Annotated in this window: 17 protein-coding genes; 3 read left to right on the forward strand and 14 right to left on the reverse strand. The window is 61.8% G+C overall.

Annotation, left to right across the window (positions count from 1 at the left end; all coding sequences use genetic code 11):
- Nucleotides 1–104: 104 nt before the first annotated feature.
- From F0M18_RS06805 to F0M18_RS06870, 14 genes are all read right to left on the reverse strand, one after another.
- Nucleotides 105–2,213, reverse strand: coding sequence for an outer membrane protein assembly factor BamB family protein (locus tag F0M18_RS06805; RefSeq protein WP_149610673.1), 2,109 nt, complete (start codon nt 2,211–2,213; stop codon nt 105–107).
- Nucleotides 2,214–2,318: 105 nt separating this feature from the next.
- Nucleotides 2,319–2,549 (reverse strand): hypothetical protein, encoded by a 231-nt coding sequence (locus tag F0M18_RS06810; protein ID WP_149610674.1) that lies wholly within the window; start codon nt 2,547–2,549, stop codon nt 2,319–2,321.
- A gap of 140 nt (nt 2,550–2,689) precedes the next feature.
- Nucleotides 2,690–3,634 carry an AgmX/PglI C-terminal domain-containing protein gene (locus tag F0M18_RS06815; protein ID WP_149610675.1) on the reverse strand — a complete coding sequence of 315 codons (945 nt, stop codon included), beginning with the start codon at nt 3,632–3,634 and terminating at the stop codon, nt 2,690–2,692.
- Nucleotides 3,631–4,164 (reverse strand): ExbD/TolR family protein, encoded by a 534-nt coding sequence (locus tag F0M18_RS06820; protein ID WP_262500862.1) that lies wholly within the window; start codon nt 4,162–4,164, stop codon nt 3,631–3,633. Before F0M18_RS06820 ends, F0M18_RS06815 begins: the two co-directional genes overlap by 4 nt.
- Nucleotides 4,161–4,676, reverse strand: a complete 516-nt coding sequence (locus tag F0M18_RS06825; protein ID WP_149610676.1) for an ExbD/TolR family protein — start codon at nt 4,674–4,676, stop codon at nt 4,161–4,163. Before F0M18_RS06825 ends, F0M18_RS06820 begins: the two co-directional genes overlap by 4 nt.
- Nucleotides 4,677–4,700: 24 nt before the next feature.
- Nucleotides 4,701–5,366: a MotA/TolQ/ExbB proton channel family protein gene (locus F0M18_RS06830; protein ID WP_149610677.1), complete on the reverse strand. Its 666-nt coding sequence runs from the start codon at nt 5,364–5,366 to the stop codon at nt 4,701–4,703.
- 1 nt (nt 5,367) lies between these two features.
- Nucleotides 5,368–5,682: a hypothetical protein gene (locus tag F0M18_RS06835; protein ID WP_149610678.1), complete on the reverse strand. Its 315-nt coding sequence runs from the start codon at nt 5,680–5,682 to the stop codon at nt 5,368–5,370.
- Nucleotides 5,679–6,302: a tetratricopeptide repeat protein gene (locus tag F0M18_RS06840; RefSeq protein ID WP_149610679.1), complete on the reverse strand. Its 624-nt coding sequence runs from the start codon at nt 6,300–6,302 to the stop codon at nt 5,679–5,681. Before F0M18_RS06840 ends, F0M18_RS06835 begins: the two co-directional genes overlap by 4 nt.
- Complete coding sequence (locus tag F0M18_RS06845; RefSeq protein WP_149610680.1) at nt 6,302–9,091, reverse strand: tetratricopeptide repeat protein; 2,790 nt, start codon at nt 9,089–9,091, stop codon at nt 6,302–6,304. The genes F0M18_RS06840 and F0M18_RS06845 overlap by 1 nt, the downstream gene beginning before the upstream one ends.
- Entirely contained in the window at nt 9,088–10,950 is a 1,863-nt protein-coding gene (locus F0M18_RS06850; RefSeq protein WP_149610681.1) for a coiled-coil domain-containing protein, read from the reverse strand. Before F0M18_RS06850 ends, F0M18_RS06845 begins: the two co-directional genes overlap by 4 nt.
- 5 nt (nt 10,951–10,955) lie before the next feature.
- Nucleotides 10,956–11,471, reverse strand: a complete 516-nt coding sequence (locus F0M18_RS06855) for an AraC family transcriptional regulator (RefSeq protein ID WP_149610682.1) — start codon at nt 11,469–11,471, stop codon at nt 10,956–10,958.
- Nucleotides 11,468–13,087 carry a general secretion pathway protein GspF gene (locus tag F0M18_RS06860; protein WP_149610683.1) on the reverse strand — a complete coding sequence of 540 codons (1,620 nt, stop codon included), beginning with the start codon at nt 13,085–13,087 and terminating at the stop codon, nt 11,468–11,470. The genes F0M18_RS06855 and F0M18_RS06860 overlap by 4 nt, the downstream gene beginning before the upstream one ends.
- A gap of 11 nt (nt 13,088–13,098) precedes the next feature.
- Nucleotides 13,099–15,744: a LamG domain-containing protein gene (locus F0M18_RS06865; RefSeq protein ID WP_149610684.1), complete on the reverse strand. Its 2,646-nt coding sequence runs from the start codon at nt 15,742–15,744 to the stop codon at nt 13,099–13,101.
- A 10-nt stretch (nt 15,745–15,754) separates the two neighbouring features.
- Nucleotides 15,755–17,026: a hypothetical protein gene (locus tag F0M18_RS06870; RefSeq protein WP_262500863.1), complete on the reverse strand. Its 1,272-nt coding sequence runs from the start codon at nt 17,024–17,026 to the stop codon at nt 15,755–15,757.
- 244 nt (nt 17,027–17,270) lie between these two features.
- On the opposite strand from F0M18_RS06870, the gene F0M18_RS06875 reads away from it, so the two are divergent.
- Genes F0M18_RS06875 through F0M18_RS06885 form a run of 3 tightly spaced genes read left to right on the forward strand, consistent with a single transcriptional unit; the run spans nt 17,271 to nt 21,376 of the window.
- On the forward strand, nt 17,271–20,024 hold the full coding sequence (locus F0M18_RS06875; RefSeq protein ID WP_149610685.1) for an HzsA-related protein: 2,754 nt from the start codon (nt 17,271–17,273) through the stop codon (nt 20,022–20,024).
- 3 nt (nt 20,025–20,027) lie between these two features.
- Nucleotides 20,028–20,774: an SH3 domain-containing protein gene (locus F0M18_RS06880; RefSeq protein ID WP_149610686.1), complete on the forward strand. Its 747-nt coding sequence runs from the start codon at nt 20,028–20,030 to the stop codon at nt 20,772–20,774.
- Nucleotides 20,744–21,376 (forward strand): outer membrane beta-barrel domain-containing protein, encoded by a 633-nt coding sequence (locus tag F0M18_RS06885; protein WP_149610687.1) that lies wholly within the window; start codon nt 20,744–20,746, stop codon nt 21,374–21,376. The genes F0M18_RS06880 and F0M18_RS06885 overlap by 31 nt, the downstream gene beginning before the upstream one ends.
- The last annotated feature ends 12 nt before the right edge of the window (nt 21,377–21,388 follow it).

Genomic DNA, 21,388 nt, shown 5'->3' on the forward strand with positions numbered 1-21,388 from the left:
TTTGAACAAGCAAGTTAAATGCAAAGCGTTTTCAAGTCAACTGCTGTCGCCCTGCCCGGTGACGAAATCCTGCCCGCAGGCGAGCCCCGGTGCGCCTGCTGCCGCTACGACTCCGGCAGCGCGAAAACGTACAGCGCCTGGCCGTTGGTGGGCTGGTAGATTTCGGGCAGGACCGTGGCAGTCAATGCCCTGAACACACCGATGCCTGTCGGTACCGCGATGTACTGCCTGCCATTAACGCTGTAGGTGACAGGGTAACCGTGCAGCGGCGCGGCAAGACGTGTGCGCCAAAGTCTTTTGCCATTGCGCACATCAAAGGCGGTGAAATACCTGTCGACGTCGCCAATAAACGCCAGCCCACCGCCTGTGGTCAGCACGCCGGTGAGGAACATGGCCCGCTGTTCGACACTCCACTTTTCCTTAAGGGTGCCAACATCCCACGCCGCGAGCCTGCCCAGCTTGCCATCTACGCCCGGCATCTCATAGGTGCGCGAATCGCCCCCGTACCCGCCGGCACCCAGTTCCATATCCACCTTGCGCCCTACCAGGTCGGAGCACAACTGGTGCAAGGGGATGATGAGCGAGCGCGTTTCCGGACTATAGGCTGTAGCCTGCCAGTTATGGCCTCCGTAGATGCCGGGGCATGCCTGAATGGTATCGCCGATGCCGGCCTCGAGTATGTCGTCGCGATAGCGCACACGCCCGGTGTCACGATCGATATCGGCGTAAATATTCTGTGCCTGGGTCTCGGCCAGGTCGATAAATTTGCCGGTCCTGGCATCCAGTTGCCAGAGCAGGCCGTCTTTGCCGATGGTATACAAGCGCTTGCTGCCGCCCTGCTCGATCAAGACGCGCTCGAAGCCTACTTCCATGTCGATGGTTTCACCCGGCACGTGCTGGAAGTGCCAGACGATCTCGCCGGTTTGCGGGCGTAGCGCCAGGGTTGAATTGGTGTACAGGGCCGCATCCCGTGCGGACATACCCCGACTCGCTGCCACCCAGGGTTTGGCCTGTGACGTGCCGATGAAAAAGAGATCCAGCTCGGCGTCGTAACTGCCCGCTATCCAGCTGTCCGCGCCTGCCCGCAGTTCAGGGGGCAGGCCGGCCCAGGTGTCGTCGCCGGGGGTGCCCGGCAGGGCGATCGTGGAAGTACGCCACAGTTCCTCGCCGGTATCGGGATCGTGGCCGGTGATGAAACAGCCGTCTTCGGTATACAGTTCACAACCATTAATGCCGCTCAGCACCACACCACCGCCGACGACAGGTCCCGCGGTGTGGGTATAGGCCTGCCGGTAATCCGCCTTGGGCGTTCGCCACACCTGCTCACCGGTGCGCGCGTCGATGGCAACGATAGCGGCGTCGTAGGTAGCCAGGAAAATCTTGTCGCCGTACAGCGCGATATTGCGCACCGGGCCGCCGAGCGTGCGCGCTTCAGGTGGAAACTGGTACTGGTATTCCCAAATCACGCTGCCGGTGTCGGCGGCGACGGCCTGGACTTTATTGCCCGGGTGAGTGAGATACATGATGCCATCGTGCACCAACGGGGTGACCTGGTTACTGCCGTCGGCCATGGCCAGGGACCACACCAGGGTAAGTTCGCTGACATTGCCACTGTTGACCTGGTCGAGGGGGCTGTAGCCCCAGCCGTCCCGCGTGCGCCGCCAACTCAGCCAGTCGCCGGGCTGCGGCTTCTCCAGTTCGGCCTCGGTGACCGTCTGGAATGATGCCAAAGCGGTATTGGTAAAGCCGGACTTGCTGCGCGCGGCGGTATCAATGGTATCGGCGGAGCCCCAACTCTCCATGGCCTGGCCCGGATCCAGCTTTACCGGCTCGCCGCTGGCGATTGACAACGGCGCTTCCGCGGACAGCAGGCCGCGAAGCGGAAGACCGTTCTCAGCCAGCACATAGGCCACTATGGACAGGTGCTGCGCCTCACTCAGGCCGCTGCTTTCGCCGGGTGGCATATTGACCTGGTTGAAGCGCAGTAAGGCGGTGGAGTCACGATCACCCCAACGATCCATGAAGGCTGACCCGCGCAGGGCTGTGCCATGTGCAGAGCCTCGCAACGTCATCGCGTGACACTGCGAGCACCTGTCGTTGTAGAGAGACTTGCCGCTGCCCAGTTGGGCAGCAAGTGCGTCTGGCGGTGCCGCCAGCGCGCTGGGGGAAAGATAGAAAGTCAGCAGACCGACCGCAACAACGCGTGCTATCACTGGGCGACACCTCTTTACTTGTTCAGAACAAGGATGTCACAGCATAGCAGCTGGATGGCGAAGACACTAATCGCTCACTACGAGGATGCGGGAATACCCGCGGTTTCAGCGCCCCTGTGCGCGAGTTGGCCGGGGCTTGCTGGCCTCGACCGGCGTCGGCGCGACCACCCTGTCCTCGCTCTGCATTGCCCGGTTGAGCACCCAGACAAACCAGCTCAGGCCGGCCACAGCCATCAGGGCAGCTCCCCCGATAACGCTGTCGAAGATCCAGATACCGAAGCCAAGCAGCCCCGTAAATATCAGGATAATCATGAACATACCGATGACTTCTCGCATTAGCGTTAAGTGCCTGTCTGGGTTTCTTTGCAACCATGAGGATGCGGGAAAAGCGCTGTCTGGTGCATGGCTGTTCACGCCAGAAAGCTGGCCGCGACCGCCAATTTCAGCTGCCTGTGCCGATCAGCCAGGCAGCGCGCCTAGCCATATGGCAGGAAATCGAAGGAATAGTTCACTCTGGTGGGTTGTACCTGCGCTGAATCGAAGCGAATCATCCTGATCCGGGCCAGGATCTTCTGCGTGAGCGCATCATCCTCCAGGTCCGATGATATCAGTCGCAACTCGGAAATTTCGCCGGAGGGTTCGATCAGCATCTCGAACACAACCTTGCCTTCCAGCAGCGGGTCCTTGCGTAAAGCGCGGTTGTACACGGCGAACAACGCCCCCTTGTTGCGATCCATGACCCGACGGATGGACTGGTCGCTCCTGCCAGCCAGGGTCTGGGCGGACTGCTGCGACGGCGTAGCGCCGGTACCGGTGCCGGCGTTGATATTGCTTTCTACCCGCGTCGCCTCACGGGCTGACAGGGCCGGACCGCCGGCGTCGCGGCTCAGGTCAGACGTGGCGATGCCGCCGCTGCTGCCAGTGTCAGCCGTGATCAGGGACCGCTCTACCTGTGCCGCTGCGCTGGCCCCACGACTGCTCTGGGTCTGGTTGAGTTGCTGCACATCGACACTGTCGCGCATATCCATGAGGTCGTCCTGAAACGCCAGCACCCCGGCTGATTGCGCCTGGCTTCTGGCCTGTTCCAGTCGATTGACCACCGGCTGGGCTTGCTCGACAGGCCTGGCCTCGACTGGCGGCGGTTCAGGCTCCGGAGGCGGAACTTCCCGTGGTTCGGGCACAACCGGTTCCGGCTCCGGCAGCGCCTGCTTCTCCAGCAATACCCTTGCCAGGTGCGCGGGGACCTCCTCCGCCGCTTCACGCGTCAGCTCTGCCACCGGCAGCAGCGGCACGGCAACAGCCAGCACCAGCAGGGCCAGCAACATGCCGCGGTAAATGCGACGAAACAGCGCATCCTCAGCGGCACTGGATTCCCAGGGCAATAACAGGGAAGGCGAGGCCATGCTTACGCCAGTACTCAAGACTCTGCCCCCGCCGCTTCCGTGTGTGCCGATTCAGGCGCAGAAATGCTGTTAACCGCCAGTGAAATGTCGCGGTAATCCTCGCTGGCACAGGTAGACATAATGCGCTGCAGCAGTTGGTAGGGCATGGTCTCATCACCCATGATGATGACACTGCGGCCCCGCGCCTGCTGTGCTTCCGCCAGCGGACCGCTGCGTGCTGCCTGTCGCTGCAGCTCAGCACCCAGTGCGAGCAGCGGACCGCCTTCGCTCGCCAGGGCATCAGTCACCGACAATACCGGCTGCCCCTGCACGAGAATGGACTGGGGACTGACCTTGATGGTGAGCGACTCTTCCGGGCGCTGACTGGCCACGGATTCTGGCAAGGTAATGTTCTTGTCGGCCTGTAAAATTTCGACGTCGCCGTTGTTCACCATCAGGAACAGCACCAGGATGGTAAAAATGTCCATCAACGCCACCAGGTTCAGTCGCGCGGGTTGCTGCAGGCGGCGATGATTACGCGCCATGCGCCGCGCTCTCAGGCTACTCATCCCCGCGTCCCCGCTTCGATGACAGGCGCGGCGCCAAAAGATATATCCGGGAACAGCGCCGCATCAACCACTGAAACAGCCACCAACGCCTTGAATGAGCGCACCGTATCCATCGCGCTGACTATGGTCTGGTAGTCCACGTCTGCTTCCGGCAGCAGCGTGATGTCACGTTTCTCTATACCCTGTTCAGCCAGCTGCCGTTTCACCTCCTGCAGCACCAGTGACAGCAACGCAAAGTCCTGCTGGCCCTGCTCATCAAGCGGAATGGACTTCAACAGAATGCCACTGGGATAGTCCACGCGCATGCCGCTGTCGCGAATAATCACCTCAAGCTGCTGTGGCGGTGCATCCGCTTCACCGCTGGCAGCTTCCGGCAACATCACATCGATCACGGTGATACGCGAGAACACCATACCCAACAGCAGGATCGGCACCAGCACTATCATCAGGTTCATGAACGCGGTGATATCAAGTTCGGCCTCCTGCGGCCGCGGTCGCCTGAATCGTCTCATGGCAATCAGCTCCTGCTGTGGCGCTCAACCATCAGACGTCCGGGTCTTCGCTGGCAGCGCCCCGGCATCAGCCAGTGTATTGACCACCTTCACGCTGGCCATCTCGAAACTGTCGACAATTTCGGTGGTCTTGGTTTGCAACACGGCGTGCAGCAGCAGCAGCGGGATAGCGGAGATCAGGCCAAAAGCCGTGGTATTCATGGCGACCGAGATCGAACTGGACAACATACTGGCCTTTTCAGTGGCCTCCGCATTGGCCACTGCAGTAAAAGCCGCGATCAGGCCGATGATGGTACCCAGTAGACCCAGGAGGGTCGCCACGTTGGCGAGTGTCGCCAAATACTGGGTGCGTTTTTCCAGGCGCGGCAGGGCCTCCATGACGCCCTCCTCCATGGCCGATTCAATGTCCTCACGGCGCCGACTGCCGATATAGCGGGAGATGCCGGCCGCGACGATGCGCGCGATCGGAACACTGGATTTGGCACCCGCCTCCACCACCGCCCGGTACTCCTGTTGCTCAAGCCGTGCCATTGCCGTGGCGAACGCACGGCGGTTGCGCGCCCGCGCAGTGCTGAGCACCAGCCAACGTTCTACCGCTATGGCCAGGCCAATCACCAGCACCACCGCAATGGGATACATAAATGGCCCGCCGTTCTGGAAAAATCGCACCACCACATCGTAGCTTTCCATGTTAGTCCCCTCTCGTTTCCTGAGAATTGTTATTGCCAAAGAATGATTCTTGCCCGGGGTCCACCAGTGTTGCCCGGTAGTAAAGCTGCCTGCGGTATTGGTCCCTGCGCAGCGGCTCGAACAGGTCATCCGCGATCGCCTGTGCAGGTTGCCAGTTGCGGTCCGGTTCGGCGGGCTGGCGCCAGGGCAGGATGTAGGTCACCCGCGGCAGTTCCCTGTTGCCGGTAATCCGCGTCTCCAACTGCACCGTGGGTTGCTGTGCGAGGCCCGTCAAAGACAGGGAAAAAGCCAGGCAGGCGAGCGTCAGACGTTTCATGAGGCACCCCCGTCGGGCTGCCCGTCGCGACCGACCTGGCGCTGCAGGTCTGCTATCCAGGCACTTACCCGGCGATCTTCGACCGCACTGAGTTGCTGGTATTGGGAGAAGTGATCCAGCGCAGCCGTCTTTTCACCCAGGTAGATATCGCAGAGGATGCCGAGGTTGTAGTGCGTCAGTGCATGGGCGGGCGCCACCTCCAGGGCGGCAGCGTACTGCTCCCTGGCTTCGCGGTAGCGCCCCGTTTCACGCAGGAACACCGCGTAGGCATTGCGCGCGTCCACGTTGTCCGGGTTGGCGTCCAGCGCACGCTGGTACCACTCCTCAGCCAGTTGCGGCTGCTGTTGCTGTTGATACACCAGCGCCGCGTTCAGGGCCGGGCCGGAGAATTCAGGATAGTCCTGCCAAACGCTTTCCATCAGTGATAACGCTTCATCCCAACGCCCTGCCTGCATAGCGTCCAGGCCGAATTCAAAACGAATACGCGCTTTCTCGGGGACAGGCTCTGGCAGGGAGGGTGCATCCACCGTGGACGCGGTAAATGGGGCCGACATACCGGCACATCCGCCCAGCAACAGGGCCACCGATATTGCGGCCACATGGCAGGTGCGCAGCAGCATCAGTAGATTTCCCCGCTCATCACAATGCGTTCTTCCTGCTTGCCCCAACGTGCCGGCATCAGCTCTGCCAACTGCTCAAAACTCTGCTTTATCCACGGGTCGTAAAGGCCCTGCCAGGCGCGGCGCGCGTTGGTCTCAAAGATGGCCACCGCCTGCTCCTCAAAGGGCCATGCCTGCTCCTCAAGCAATAACTCGTACTGTTCCAGGGCCAGGGCATCCAGGCCTGCAGGCCGCGGTGAGGCCAGCAGTGCCTCTGCGAGCTGTCTGTAGACGCGCCCGAGACGGTAGGTCGCGCGGGTGCCAAATTCCTGCACGCCGTAAGCATTGGTGCGCTCGTAAGCCTTGATGGTGTCGGCCATTGCCTGGCGTTTGCGACGCAGGCTCGCCTGCAGTGGCTCTGTCAGCGCGACAGCCCGGTAGCGCTGGTAATGCCAGTCAGCCAATGCGCTCATAGCGGAGGCAGCGAGATAAAGGCTGCGCTCAGACTGCTCCCCGCCTCCCGCGTCGTGGGCATCCGCCTGCGCCAGAAGCCAGTAATTGCGGCGCTCGAAATCCTGCTGCCCGGCATAGAGCTCAACCAGCTCGTGCATGGCTTCGATCCGCTGCGGCATCGGCGTGATCCACTTGTGTGCATACTCGCGATACCGTGCAATGGCCGCCTCGGTATCGCCGCTGCGCTGGTAGTAATCCGCCGCGAGGTACAGGGCCTCCCTGCGCGTCGCCGGATCGTTCTCACTGGCGCTGATACGATCCAGCTCGGTGGCGGCCAGCCGCCACTGCCCCGCGGTTTCGTAATGCTCCACCAACAGCGCACCGATGCCAGCAGTCAGGGCGTGCTGTGGATAGCGCTGCCTGAAATCGAGCAGCAGTGCGTTTGCCTGGGCATAATCGCCGGCCTGCCGATAGTAGCTGGCGGCATCGAACTGCGCGTTCGGGCGGATGGACGACGCCGGAGTAGTATCTATAACCCGGGCAAAGTGCGCGGCTGCCAGGGCGTATTCACCGGCACTTGCAGCTGCCTCGCCCTGTCGATAGATGCTGGCTGCCAGCCTGTCACCCGTGGCGGTGCGACGCCTGTCCCCCTCCGGCAGTAACGCCAGGGCACTTTGGTAAGCACTTTCTGCGCTCGCATAGTCTGCGGCATCAAATGCTGCCTGCCCCTGTACCAGCCAGGCAGTCTGCAACACCTCCACCTCCGGCGCGGGCTCCCATGCGACCAGTTCGAGGCTCGCCTGTACAGCGCGTTCGGGCAGCCCCGCTGCCAGCAGTGCAGACGCGGCATTCGCCAGGACGAGCGGCGCCCGCGGGTCAGAACGGAACTGCAGGCTGAAACGCAACTGGTTGTCGATCATTGCCAGGCGCTCGTCTGCACTCTTGGGTGCCATCTCGTTGTAGGCGAGAATCGACGCATAGGCAGCCTCAGGCGCCGCCGGATGCGACGGATAACCATAGGCCATCTGCTGGTAAGCGCTAATCGCCGCAGCGTATTCACCGAGTGCTTCGTAGGACTCGGCCAGCAGGAACAACATGTCTGCAACCTGGGGCTCGTCGGGGAAACTCTGTACGTACAACTGGTAGTAACTGGCGGCCTGTTGGTACAGCACGGCGGCGTCCGCTGCCTCGTCCACCTGCGCCAGCGCATGATAATGCCGGGCCAGCTCGTCGATGTAGCGCATCAGCCTGGGACCCATCACTGCTCGCGACGCGTCATCGGCGTCGTGCCAGTAACCTTGATCCACACTGTAAAGGGAAACATAAGCCTGCTTTGCCGCGATGACCTGTTCCGCAAAGCCGGCCGCTTCGTAAACCTCGATAACATTCTGCTGGAACACATGCGCCTGCGGTGAATCCGGATACGCGTTTATAAAATCGACATAGGTTTGCGCGCTGTCCTGGTAACGTTCCTGCTGCAGGTACAGCCGTCCGAGGGCATCATAAATCTGTGGTTGGTAACTGCGCTCACCCAGTTGCGCATACGTTTCCGCAATGGCGGCACCGCCTCCGCGGCTGTCAAAAATCACCGCCAGCACACGGAAACAGTCGCGGGCTATTTCGCGGTCTCCGCGCGGCAGCGCCTGCAACGAGCTGTCGGCGGAGACCAGGGCATCGAGGGCAAGACTGAAGCCTACGATCGCATCAACATCGCGGTTCTGCTTGTAGCGCGACCAGCCCAGCATATACAGGCTGTTGACGTAGTACTCACCGCTGGCACCGCCCTCTGCCACATTGCGGTAAGCTTGCGCGGCATTGGCGTAATCAGCTGCCGCGAACCAGGCATCCGCTTTCCTGAACTCTGCTTCAAGGCTGTGCTCGGAAGCGGGGTAATCCTCGCTGAGCTGGGTCATAATCTCGACCGCCCGGTCGGCCCGCCCCTCCAGGTCGTGAGCCCTGGCCAGCTGGTATAACAACTGGTCACTGCCCTCGACGCCAGGATAGTCGCGCAGCAAGGCCTGATACTGGGCGATGGCATCTGCGTAGGCGCGGCCAGCCGCTGCCGCGTCGGTTTGCTCTGCCTCAGCCGCCAGCATGCGCAGGTCGGCAAGACGGCGCCTTACCTGCAACTGTAATGCCGGATCCCCGGTTACCGCCAGGACTTCGCCGTAAGCGGCCTCCAGATCGACCAGGGAACGCTCCGGCACCTGCTCGGCAGTTGGCGTGAGCGTCGGGGGCGGCAGATCAGCCAGGGTGGGTTCAGCAGCGCGTTGCGAGCCGCCGAAGCCGGGCAGCTCGGGCAACACACCGCAACCGGCCAGGGCCGCAGACAGTACGCAAATTGACAGAGGTCTCATCGCGGCACCTCCGGGCTGGCACTGTCATAGAGCCTCGCTATGGCCAACAACGCCTGCCCCTCCACCGTTGCCAATTGCTCACGCTGGTACCCCATCTGTGCCAGCGCGACCGTGCGCAGCTGTGACTCGGCCGCAGTCAGGCTCGCGACAAGCTGCTGCTCCTGCAACTCAACGCGCTCAAGCAGAGCAGCAATACGCTGCGCAAAAGCTGGCCTGGCGCTGATCACAACCGCGTTGCGCACGGCCTCATCGGCAGCCTGCGCTACCCGCATGTGCCCTTCCAATGCTCGCATCTGCTGCTGCAGGCTCCAGCGGCGTTCGGCAAAGGCTTCGCTGTCGTCCCACTGCAATAGTCCTCGCATCACCCGCAGCCGCGACAGCGCCTCGGTGTCACCGAGGTGGCGTGCCCTGGCTTCGGCCTGTTGCACGCGTCGCCAGCGAGCAGCCTGTTCCGGGGCCGCCAGCGCGCGCGCATCATTATTCTCGACCGCCGCGTCCAGGCGGCTGCGCAAGGCTGCAACCTCTCGCTGCAGGCCTTGCCTTTGCTGAGCCAGCACTTCCGCGTACCCGCCCTCGATCACCCGGGCGCGCTTGCGCAACTGTTCATCATCGACCTGGCGCAACACAGCAAGGCGCTCCCTGGCATCAACCAGACGTCTTTGTATATCGCGCAGATCGTATAGCTCACGCAGTGAAAGCTGTACCGTGTCACTGCTCAGCAGCGCACTGAGGTAATTGGCGTAAGGCGCTGCCGGTCGGGCCTCCTCTCCGCCGAGCCATTGCGGGTCAGCCACCGCGTCCAGGCCAAACAGCGTCAGCAGGTCGCCATCACGCAACAGCGACATCGCCTCGTCCAGGCTCTCACGCTGGTCTGCGTAACGCGTTGCCGCCTGCTGATAAAGCTCGAGCGCTGTTGCCGGGCGCTGCAGCTGCTCGAATGCGTAGGGCACTGCCAACAGGCTCTCACGCACGCTCGCGGACATGACCGCCTTCTCGCTGAGCACCTGCCAGGCGGCGAGCGCTTTCCGGTATTGCTCGCCATTGGCCAGGCTCCAGCCGTAGCCGAGCAGCGCCCGGTCCGCCTCGGGACCGTGCAAGCGCACGCCGGTGAAGTCCCCTGCAGCGGCCGGCGCATTGTCATCTGCCAAAGCCGCGAAACCGGCAGCCGTGAAGGCCTTGTCACGCAGTGCCAGGCCTTCCTCGTCGTCGCAACCGAGATTGCCCACCTTGCGGAAGGCGTCGCCGGCTTCCCGCCACTGACCCTGCGTTGCCAGCCAGGAACCAAGGTTGTAAAAAAAATAGGGTTTAAATGGACAGGGCTCTGCCACGGCGCGCAGTAGCGCACTGGCGCTGCGTTGATCGCCACTGCCCAACGCCATCGACGCGCGCAGGTAATACGCCTCATCCGCCAGTGGACCGCTGAAGTCTTTGTCTATACGTTCCAGCGCGGAGGCACTGTCAGCGATTCGGCCTCGACGCCAGTCCATCTTGCCGAGGTAAAACCAGGCTCGATCACGGTGTGACTCGCTGCCGGCCTGTGCCAGGATATTGTCAAAAATCGAGCGTGCCTGCCGCTCCATGCCGTAGGAGAGACTCATACCGCCACGCAGCAGTTCGGCCTCCCCGGCACTGTTTTGCAGCTGTGCCCGCTGTTGCGCAGCGCCCAGTTCCACCATGGCATCGAAATAGCGCTGCTGGAAATACTCATACAGCACCACACCGTAGGCCAGTTCGGTAGGCGGCACTGCGTCGCCCGGTTCCGGCTCTGCGCTGGCGGCAAAAACCGGCGCGGCCAGCATCGCGGGCAGGTACCACTTCATCAGGACACGGTAAAGGAGCTTGGCACAGTGGCGCGACATCAGGATCACCACTGCCTGACGGAGAACTCAGGCTGCTGTTTTGACTGTGAGTCTGTGATGAGCAGTTCGAGCTGCCTGGCGCCGGCAATTTTCTCGAACTGCAGTTGCGTCGCGCGGCGATAATCACGACCTTGTGGGCCCCTGCCTGTGAACACCGCGACCAGCTCGTGGGTCCCGGTTTTCATATTTCCCCGAAACAGGCGATGAATGCCTCCGCGTTGCAGTGCATCCACCTGGCGTTCGGTATAGAGATAGTTGGCAACCACGACGCCATCGATACTGAGTTTCACCGCGTCCAGCGCAAACAGCGTTCCCGCATGCATGGACAGGTAGACAGCGACCTGGGTATCACTGGGAAACAGCAGTTCCTCCTCGAGTATGAACAGGTCCCGATTCAGTTCCAGGGTCTGGCGCTTGATGTCTTCCACCTGCGCACTCAGGTTGCCGCCCTCCTCGGCTACCGCCAGCGCGGCACAGCAACACAGCAACAGCGAGCCGACATAGCGCAGGAGGGTTTTCATTGCAGCACGCCCCCGCTGACGCTGGCCAGCGGCTGGAAGGCCACCAGTCGGTCGCGCGCCATGACGCTACCGAGGCCGTGGCCGGGGAAAAACCCACTCTCGGCAAACAGGTGCTGTTCCCCATGCAGCGCCATATAGTTGAGGATAATGGTCTCCACATTGAGGTTAACGTTGTTGGCAGCTGGTGTAGACGTGGTCTCCACCGATGCATCTGCGCGCATCCAGCCGAGCTGCTGGTGCAGCATCGGATCTCCGGCACTATCGAGCAGTTGCGGTGCGCCCGCCGGATCATAGACCAGGAAGAACGAGGCTGCGGTAGAAGAGTTGTCACCGCTCCAGACGCCTTTCTCCACGCCGTTTACAAGCTCTATGGTGCCGTCACTGGAAACCGAACCGTCGCTGAATACGTAGATCATCAGCGGTGTGGCAGTGCGACGCGCGTAATCCAGGCAGGCACCGATACACTGGCCGGCGCGAAAATCCCGCGCCTCTCCGGTGCGGCGATCACCGGTGTGATAGTCGTAACCACCCATTTCGATGGTGCCGGCTCCGGCTATGCCATCGATGACCAGTTTCATCACCGAGGCGGCTTTCTGGAACTCGCGGTCTGCCTCGAATTCAGCGCTGGAAAATATCCCCGCCTGGCCAACGATATTCGCGTCGATACGCGGGTCCAGCGCATCCGGGCTGGAAAACTTCTCCAGGGTGTCGGCACTGCGCAGGTACTCGCAACTCAGCCGATCCTTGAGACGCTTGTCCTCATCTGTCGGCGAGCGTAATCCGGTGTTGACCAGTTGCAGTTTGTAATCGGTGATCCGTTTCATCGACTCCATGACCGCGACAATATCTTCCGGATTGTCCAGCAACAGGTTCAGGTCACCCACATCGACAAGACCACTGGCATCAGATGGTCGATCCACCTTGGTGGGTCGCACTTCAGGATCTATCAGCATCGCCGGCGCCATGGAGTTACCGCCCGACTCGCTGTTCTCGGAGCCGATAAGCTGCAGGATTTGCCCGCGCAGGCCCGCGCGGTAGATGCCATACATGGGGTTGTGCGGGTTGTTCCCGGTATCGTTTTCCGAACGACCGGGTATCACTGCCCCGTTTACAAACCCACGCATGCCGGTGGCCTTGTCGACGATGCCACGCAACATGGCGCTCTCAGAGTGGAACAGCAGCCCTAGCGTATCGTCAGTGAACTCACCTGAAACGGCGTTGGGATTGTTACCGAAAGGCAGAATATCCGGCGGCAAACCGAGCCGCCCGTAGCCCGCGGTGCTGAGTGCATCCCGCTGCCCGCCGGGTCCACCTACTATCACGTTGGAGCCCGCTATGTTGGCGCCCCCGGCGAGGTCAAAACAGATAAACGGTATTTTGCGCCCCGACACGGCGCCGAGATCGCAGCTAGTGAATGGCGTGCGCGCGGGGTCGAGCAGGTCAGGTGAGATGGCCTGCGCACGCTGCCCCAGCAACCCGTACAATGAAGTGCCGAGCAAGGTCGCACCCCCGGCGCGAAATCCCTGCGCCAGCAACTCCCGGCGGCTGATGGGCCGGTGGTGGTCCGGGTGCCGCAATGCCTCATCGGGCTTGAAAAATCGGTAGCGCCTGGCCATCTGCTGTTCCCCTATTTAATCATCGTCAAGGCACTACCATAGACCGCAGTGCAGGCCGCCTTGACCACATCAGCCGTGCGCGAAGGTGGGCAGGGCTGATCGTTCTCGCAGTAAATCAATCCATCACGTTTGGTGTGCGCGGCCGGGTCCGGGTCTGACACCCAGCGGCCATTGATCAACACGTAGGGCTTCAAATCACGGTCGTCGGTGATAAGCAGTTCCACCTCATCAATGATGCGCTGCCGGTCGTCTTCAGCAAGCAGGCCCCGGTTCGCCGCCCTGTCGACAAGTGGCGCAACAATATCGCCGCGCCAGTTGATTGCCGGGGAAGCCACCGGGGCATCGAAGTCGAAACGCGCAGGGAACACCTGTCGGCGCAGCCCTGCATCCTGAACCAGCGCGTCGCAGTAGGCCGCTGCCAGCTGGGTGGCCGCCATCTGGTGAGATGACATGAAGGCGTTGAACTGTGCCACACCGGGCAGCGCGCGGCGCACCGCAGTGAAGGTCTCGGCGACAGTCTTGCCGGTCACCGGGCTGACCGCCCCACTGCCCATGGAAACACCGGTCAGCACCGAAAGGGTGGCGTTGATCTCGTCAAAGGTGCGCATGGCGACATCGGCTTCGTCAGCGCCGGTCAAAGAGGCCGCAAACGCTTCTTCCAGACCATCGTTGACGAGGCCGCGTTCGCCGCCAACGGCATCAAAGGCGAGGAAAAACGTATCGTAGGCGGCGCCATTTTCCAGTGGCAGGATGGTGCCAACGGCAGAAAGTGGTACGCCGCTCTCGCCCAGCCGGCCACTGTTGACGCGCTGGTTGACGTTGACGAAAGCCTGCCCGATGGGTGCTATGCGGCCGTTGATACCAACGCGTATGCCGCGAATATCAAAGTCGAAATCGCCGCCCTCGGGATTCAGGTTGACAAAAAAGGGCTGGTTGAACAGGTAGCTGCTGTCATCAAACTGGCTGACCTCGAAAGCGACGTAGCAATAGTTAACCCGCTGCCCGCCGCTACTGCCGTGACAGCTTGCTTCGCCTTCGACCAGTTCGGCAACACTGAACAGCATATAGTATTTCTGCCCTACCCCGACTTCGTAGTTCTGCACGATCTGCCCGGGTGTCAGGGCCCGATTATGCACCGCCGCCATGCGCAGGGCACCCGCCCAGGGCTGGGTGCCCGAGGTACTGTTACCCAGCACCACAGTGAAGGATTCGTTCCAGTTATTGAGCAGTCCACCGCCCGTGGGATCACTGTCGCCAGTGTAGACCCCGTTGACATACAGGCGTCGCCCTGCCAGCGGATCATAGGTTATAACAACATGCTGCAAGGTGGCCTGCGCCAGCTCGGCGTCATCGTCAGTAACCAGCGCGGGCTCGCCGCCACTGCTCTGCTCGGTAACAGAACTGCGATTGAACGCCTCGTAATTGTAAAGGCTCTGCCGCAACACCAGGTTACTGCTCTGGGGGCCGCCCGAGTAAGCGAGAATCCAGGCCTCTTCCTGGCTGACGTTGGCCGGCGCTACCCAGGCTTCTATGGTGTACTCGCCGGTACCGGTGAGTTGGTTGAAAAGCTTGCGGCTGCCGTTTACCCCGCCCTGTGCCTTGCCATCAACCAGGCGAATACCCCAGCTGGCCATCCAGCTGAAATCACCTGACAGAGTCAGCGGTATTTCAGGTCGCACACCGCTGGTATCGGCAACCGTGGCGCCACTGCCCTCGCGGAACTCCCACTTGGCCACCAGATCAGACTCGTAGCGACCACCAGCGGTTGCCACGATGCCATCCTCCTCCAACACCTGGGCCAGGCTTACCAGCAGTTCGGGGTTGACCCCAGTTTGCTCCACGTTATCGGCAAAGCGTTGCACCGCGTCACGCATGGCTGCCGCGTCACTGGCACAATCACTCCAGCAGTTGTGTGACTCCGGATCCAGGCGCAACACCACGCGGGACTCGCCAGGCAGGGTGAGATTGACGCGGCCACGCAGGGCAGCATAGGCCTGGTCATCATCGTCACTGGCAAAATACGGCACCTGGGGCACCGGGGCCGTGCCGGTATGGCAGCCGGCACAGTGCTGTCGCAGCAGCCCCAGCACTTCCCCGGGCGCGCTAAGCGCCACGCCCAGGGATTCCGCCTCGGCAAAAGTTTCCGGCACCCGGCGCGTATCACCGGGGCGCAGGATACGCCGCGGTGAAAGTTGCACCGTGGCCGTGGAAGCCACCGCCTCCGACGCCCAGCGCTCGATGTACCCGGTAATGGTGGTGGCGCAGGTTTGTTCCTGTCCCGGCGCCAGCCAGCAGTTATGCCCCTGGGCGACCCGGGTCACCACGGCAGACGCCGATGCCTCATTCAGGTTGACCACACTGCGCGCGGCCTGCCAGGCCTCGTTGACATTATCCTGATTCACAAAGGCCGTCTTGCCCTGCCCACCCGGGGTATGGCACTCGCCGCAGCGATCGTTGCCCGCGAGTGGGTCATAGAAGTTGAGCTTGAACTGCTGGATTTCCTCGCTCGCCGGAGGTGGCCCGGAATAAACAAAGTCGCTGGAGCCGGGATCCTGGCCGGGCACCACCTGGCGTTCACTGCCGCCGCCTCCGCTGCCGCCGCTGCAGGCGCCAAGTGTGGCCAGGGTCAGGTACAGCGTCATGTGCAGCAGTTTCATGGCAAGGCTCCTACAGGTGCGCGGCGCAATAGGCCGCCACCTGTGCAAACACCTGTTTCACATTGCCACCGCTATGGAAGTCCGAAACTACACTGCTGACAGTGCCGGAATCGGCTGGCTGTGGATCACGGGCACAGATCGTGCGAAAGACTTTTTTCACCTGGCAGTGGGCGAATGCCTCGGTATGCGCCAGTTCCCGGCCCAGCGATGCTGCGCCATCACCTTCGGCATAGGCCGGATTACGTGCCAGGTCCACCGTTCCGCTGTTGTCTGCTGGCAGGCGCCAGCCGATGCGCCCGGTGTTGTCGCCGAGGCGCCAGTAGTTGGTCCAATGGTCGTTGGGGGTGACGTAACCGGTGGGAAAGCTGGCCGCATTTATCAGGTACTTTCCCTGTACCACACCGGACGCGTAGTCAATCTGGCCGCGGTCCTTGCGCTGTTCAAGTTCCAGGCCCGGCAGCTCATCTTCACCGGGGTAAGGAAAGTCATAGTAGGCAAAGGCCTGTGCCAGCGGGTCCATACCCGCGTGGCAGTCAACGCAGGAATTCAGGAACAGGCGGCTGTCACCGCCGGGACTCCGCGATATATCCTGGCGAATGCGATCCGTAGGACGTGTCCCGTCCTTGAGTTGTTCAAGATCCATGCACCAGTGATTGAGCAGGGTGAAACGCAACATCGCCCGGTTGGTGCCATCGACGAAGAAGGCCCGCGCCGAGGCCCGGCTGGTAAGCACACCGGCTACGGCTTCTGCCGGCAGGCCGGTAACGGTGCTCTGCGCACGGCGCAGCAATACGTTGGCATCACCGAGATTGCTGCCGGCGTTTTCCAGCGCCACGTAGTGGTCATTGTTGCTGTTACTGTATGCGGGCAGGCCCGCACCCTGCCCCACGTACATCAGGTCGGCGCTGAGGATGTCGCGGAAGTCCAGTTCATCGCGCACGAAGCCAATCACCGTTGCCGAGTAATCATTCAGCGGCGCAAAGGCGTCCTGCGCTTCATTGGTCCATGGTGTGGACCAGTTCTTGACCACTGTTGTGTAAAAGTGTCCGTTCGCCGCAACGGCCGGTGCACCGTCCATCGCAAAACGCGCTGCCATGACGGGATCACCGCTACGGATCGCCTCGGCCATGGCGTCGAGCATGGCGTCGCTGGGAGGCACGCCCGTCAGACGGTCATGCATACGCCGTGCCTGGTGCAACTCATCCGTCACACCGGGAAGTGCCGTGGTCATCAGCAGGGTAAGCGCCAGAAACTGCAAAAATTGTCGATTAATGTTAGCCATCTATAGCCTTTCGGCTTGTACCGCTTTGTCCCAACTTTGCAGACCGCCTGCGCGCAAACAAGTAAAAACCGCAGAAAAGATGAGAATTCCAAAACCTCCAGATTTCGCCGGTTTTCACTTGCCGCGCTTCCACGCGTTTTGCAAAGCTGGCGCAGCATATGAGACGCCGGAGTAGTCGACTATCTATCCCATCACGCTGTATTACCCGCTGCACCGCTGCGCCCGCCACCTGCTGGTGACGGGAATGGCACTGTGTTGCCTGGTTGCCTGCGGTGGTGGTGGCGGTGGCGGTGGTGGCGTCACCCTGGCATCCGGCGACCAGGACGAGGATCCGGTCGTCCTGGAAATCCCCATTGCCTTTGTTCGCCGACCCATTCCCGATGAGCCACCGGACCTGCGCGACCCGCTGGCCTTCAACCCGGGTGCGGAACTGATTCTTCGCGAGCGCGCGTCACCGACCGCAGAAAACATCGACATGACCCGCCAGATCAGGTCCATCGTGGCAGAGGAACTCGACACCAAGGCTGCGGAACTGGCCGTCGACATCAAGGGACTGGAAAGCGCCTTTGACGGCAAGACCATCGTTTTCGCCGCCAGGGTCGTTCCCGAACCTGTCGCTGCCAATCTCGACGCCAGCACATGGAACCTGTGGCAGCTGGACGTGGAAACACAGCAGGTCAGCTATGTCATGCCATCGCGCATTCAGCGCAACGAGGGTATGGAGAGCGGCGGTGCGCAGGATATTGCTCCCCACTTCCTGCCGGATGACCGCATTGTGTTCAGTTCCACGCGCCAGATCGCCAGCCAGGCGAGACAGCTGAATGAAGGACGCGCGCAAATATTTTCGGCCCTGGACGAGGACAGGCGCAGCCCCGCCGCGGTGCTGCATATCTACGATCCACGATCTCGCGGCGAAGAGCTGCAGCAAATCTCCTTCAATCTCAGTCACGATCTTGATCCAACCGTGCTGGCCGACGGGGATATATTGTTCAGCCGCTGGAATAACACCATAAGTGACCATATCAGCCTGTTTCGCATCGCGCCCTCAGGTGCGCGACTGGCACCGGTATATGGCTTCCACAGCCAGAACGCCGGTACAGAGGGTGCTCGCATCGTGTTTACGCAGGCACGCGAGCTCGATGACGGTCGCCTGGCCAGCGTAGTTCGCGATGTCGCCGCGGAAAGCCTGGGTGGTGAAATCGTGCTGATCGACAGTGCCAACTTCGCCGACAACGACCAGCCGCTGTGGCAGAACCGCGGGGCCGCCGAAGGCGCCCAGGAGTCCCTGACCGAGACGGCGGTACGCAGCGACCAGCAGTTGTCCCCAGGCGGGCAGTACGGCAGTGTTTACCCGCTCCGTGACGGTACCGGGCGACTACTGGTTACCTGGAGTGAATGCCGCGTGGTAGACGAAGCCGTGATCCTGGCGCCGGGTGACACTCCCGCAGCAGGCGACCTCGCCCCCTGCAGCCTGCAAACAGGGAACACACGTCTCGCACCGCCGCTGTATGGCGCCTGGGTTTACGACCCGGCGGCGGACACGCAAAAACCCGTGGTGCTGGCGCGTGAGGGTTTCTGGATCAGCGAGGTAATCACAGCCGAAAATCGCGACTTCCCCGATGTCCGGGGGCTGGAGGCAAACTACAGCGCAGATCTGGCCCTGCAGGGCCTCGGACAACTGCTCATCGGCAGTGTCTACGACATCGATGGTACCGACACCTCGCCGCAGGGCATCGCCAATCACGCGCGCCCGGGCACCGATGCCTTCAGGCAGCGTCCGGCTCGCTTCCTGCGCCTGGTGACCCCTGTGCCGCTGCCCGACCCTGATGTCTATGCCATACCCAACTACGCAGTTGGCGTCTCCGGCGGCTTCGGCTTCCGCGAGATACTGGGTTATGTGCCGGTAGAGCCCGATGGCTCAGTTACCGTGATACTGCCCGCGGACCGCCCTTTCAGTTTCGACATACTGGATCAGCGCGGTCGACGTATCGGCGCGCGTCACAATTTCTGGCTGCAACTTGCACCCGGCGAGACCAGGCAGTGCGCGGGCTGCCACGATCACGGCAGCGGGCTTCCCCATGGGCTACCCGACTCACAAGCTCCTTCTGCGAACCCCGGCGCCCGTGCAGTCAGCGGCGGCAGCATCGGCTTCCCGGCCACGAATACTGACCTGCTGTTCGCCCCAGAGGCCGGCGCCACCATGGCTGAAACCTGGGATTTTCACATGCCGTCTGCAAACCCCGCTGCCGCGGCTCGCGAACTGAATACAGCCCCGGCATATACCGACCGCTGGAGCGCGTCGCGGTTCAGCCCGGAAGCGACCATTGCGGATCGCTTCTATGATGCAGCGTGGACAGACATTCCTCCCGAACGATCAATTCTCGCACGCGGCTTCGACGCGACGCAGGCACCACGTAGCGTCATCAATTACCCCGATCATATCCAGCCGATCTGGGAGCGCACCCGGACGCCCGTGGCCGACGCCGCAGGGGTGCTGCATGAGCGTTGTGTCAGCTGCCATGCCAGTACCGTGGACATGCCCCTGCCCGCAGGACAACTGGACCTGACAGCAGCACCTTCCGATATCGAGCCGAATCACCCTGTCTCTTACCGGGAGTTGCTCAGCAACGACAACGAGCAATGGCTGGATGGCGGTGGCGCGGTAGCCGATCGCCTGCGCACCTGCACCAGTATCGATGCAGACGGCAATAGCGTGGTCACTACGCAGTCGGTGAGCGTCGCCGCGACCATGCGAGCCGGATCAGCCAATGCCAGCACTGGCTTCTTCAACTGCTTCGAGGGCGGTTCCTGCGGCCGTGCCGACGCGCCGCCGCTGCCGGACAACTGCGTGGAAGATGGCGAGCCGGTGCCGGCAACCCGCAACACGGTGAATCACTCCGGTTTACTCAGCGAGGCGGAACTCAACCTGATCTCGGAGTGGCTGGATATCGGCGCGCAGTTTTTCAATAACCCCTTCGACAGCCGACTGCAGGACTGAACCATGGGCCCCGCACTGTCATTTCTGCTGATACTGGGCGCAATGAGCGCCGCACTGCCCGCCTGGGCCGGGGGCGAGGAAGCGGCGAACAGTCGCGTCGTCGAGGCCTACATCGAGATGCGCACACACCCGGGGCGTAATTACCCGGTTTTCTACGTCGCGGAACGGGGCGAAACCATCGAGCTGCTCAAGCGGCGTACCGACTGGATCAAGGTACGTAACCATCGCGATATCGAGGGCTGGGTGCACGTGAACGACATCGGCCGCACCGTGGACGCCAGTGGCAGCCCGCTCGGCTTGCACAGCCCCGACCGGGAATCGTTCGCCAACCGGGGCTGGGAATTCGGCTTTATGCTGGGATCACTCGACAAGACCGATGCCATCAGCGCCTACGCTGGCTACCAGTTCACGCCGAACCTGGCGCTGGAGGCGGACTATACCGAAAACTATGGGGATTTTTCCGACGGCAGGATGCTCAGCGCGAGCGTCGTCCACCAGATGTTCCCGCAATCGCGCTACTCACCGTTTTTCACCCTGGGCGGTGGCGCCAGGCAGACCAATCCGCGATCAACCCTGGTCGATACCGATGACCGCACGGACGGCGTCGCCAGTGTCGGTGCCGGGCTACGCATCTATCTGACAGGCCGGCTGCTGCTGCGCCTGCAATACAAACACTACGTGGTCATGACCGACCGTGATGACGACGAGGAGGCAGGAGAATGGAAAATCGGCATAAGCGCTTTTTACTAGGCATCGCAGCCGCGCTGCTGGCAGCAGGTGCCACGGCACAGGACGTGGTGCAGGTGATCGAGCCCGAAGTTGAACGCAGGGAAATCATCACCCCTGACATCGATACGGAAAATTTCGAACTGGGATTTTTTGTCGGCATGATCAGTATCGACGATTTCGCCAGCGAGCCGGTTTACGGTGTGCGCGGCGCATGGCACCTGTCCGAGAACTGGTTTTTTGAAGCCAATCTCGGTGCGGCTGAAGTCGACCTCACCAGCTACGAGAAGATCAGCGGCGGTGCGCCCTTATTCAAGGACAGCGAACGCGACTACAACTTCTATAACCTCAACGTGGGCTGGAACCTGTTACCGGGAGAAATCTATTTCTCCGAGAATCGCGCGTTCAAATCGGACCTGTATCTGTTGGGCGGCGTAGGCGCAACGGATTTTCTCGGCGATACCTGGTTCACGGCAACGTTCGGCATCGGCTACCGCCTGCTGGTTAACGACTGGATCGCATGGCGCCTGGATGTGCGTGATCACATCTTCGACAGGGACAGCTTCGGTGAAGACGAGACCACCCACAACGTCGAGTGGTCAACAGGCGTCACCTTTTTCTTCTGAGTACGGGGAGCG

Origin of the sequence: Pseudohalioglobus sediminis, from assembly GCF_008370495.1 — a bacterium.
In the GTDB taxonomy this organism is placed as follows: Bacteria; Pseudomonadota; Gammaproteobacteria; order Pseudomonadales; family Halieaceae; genus Halioglobus.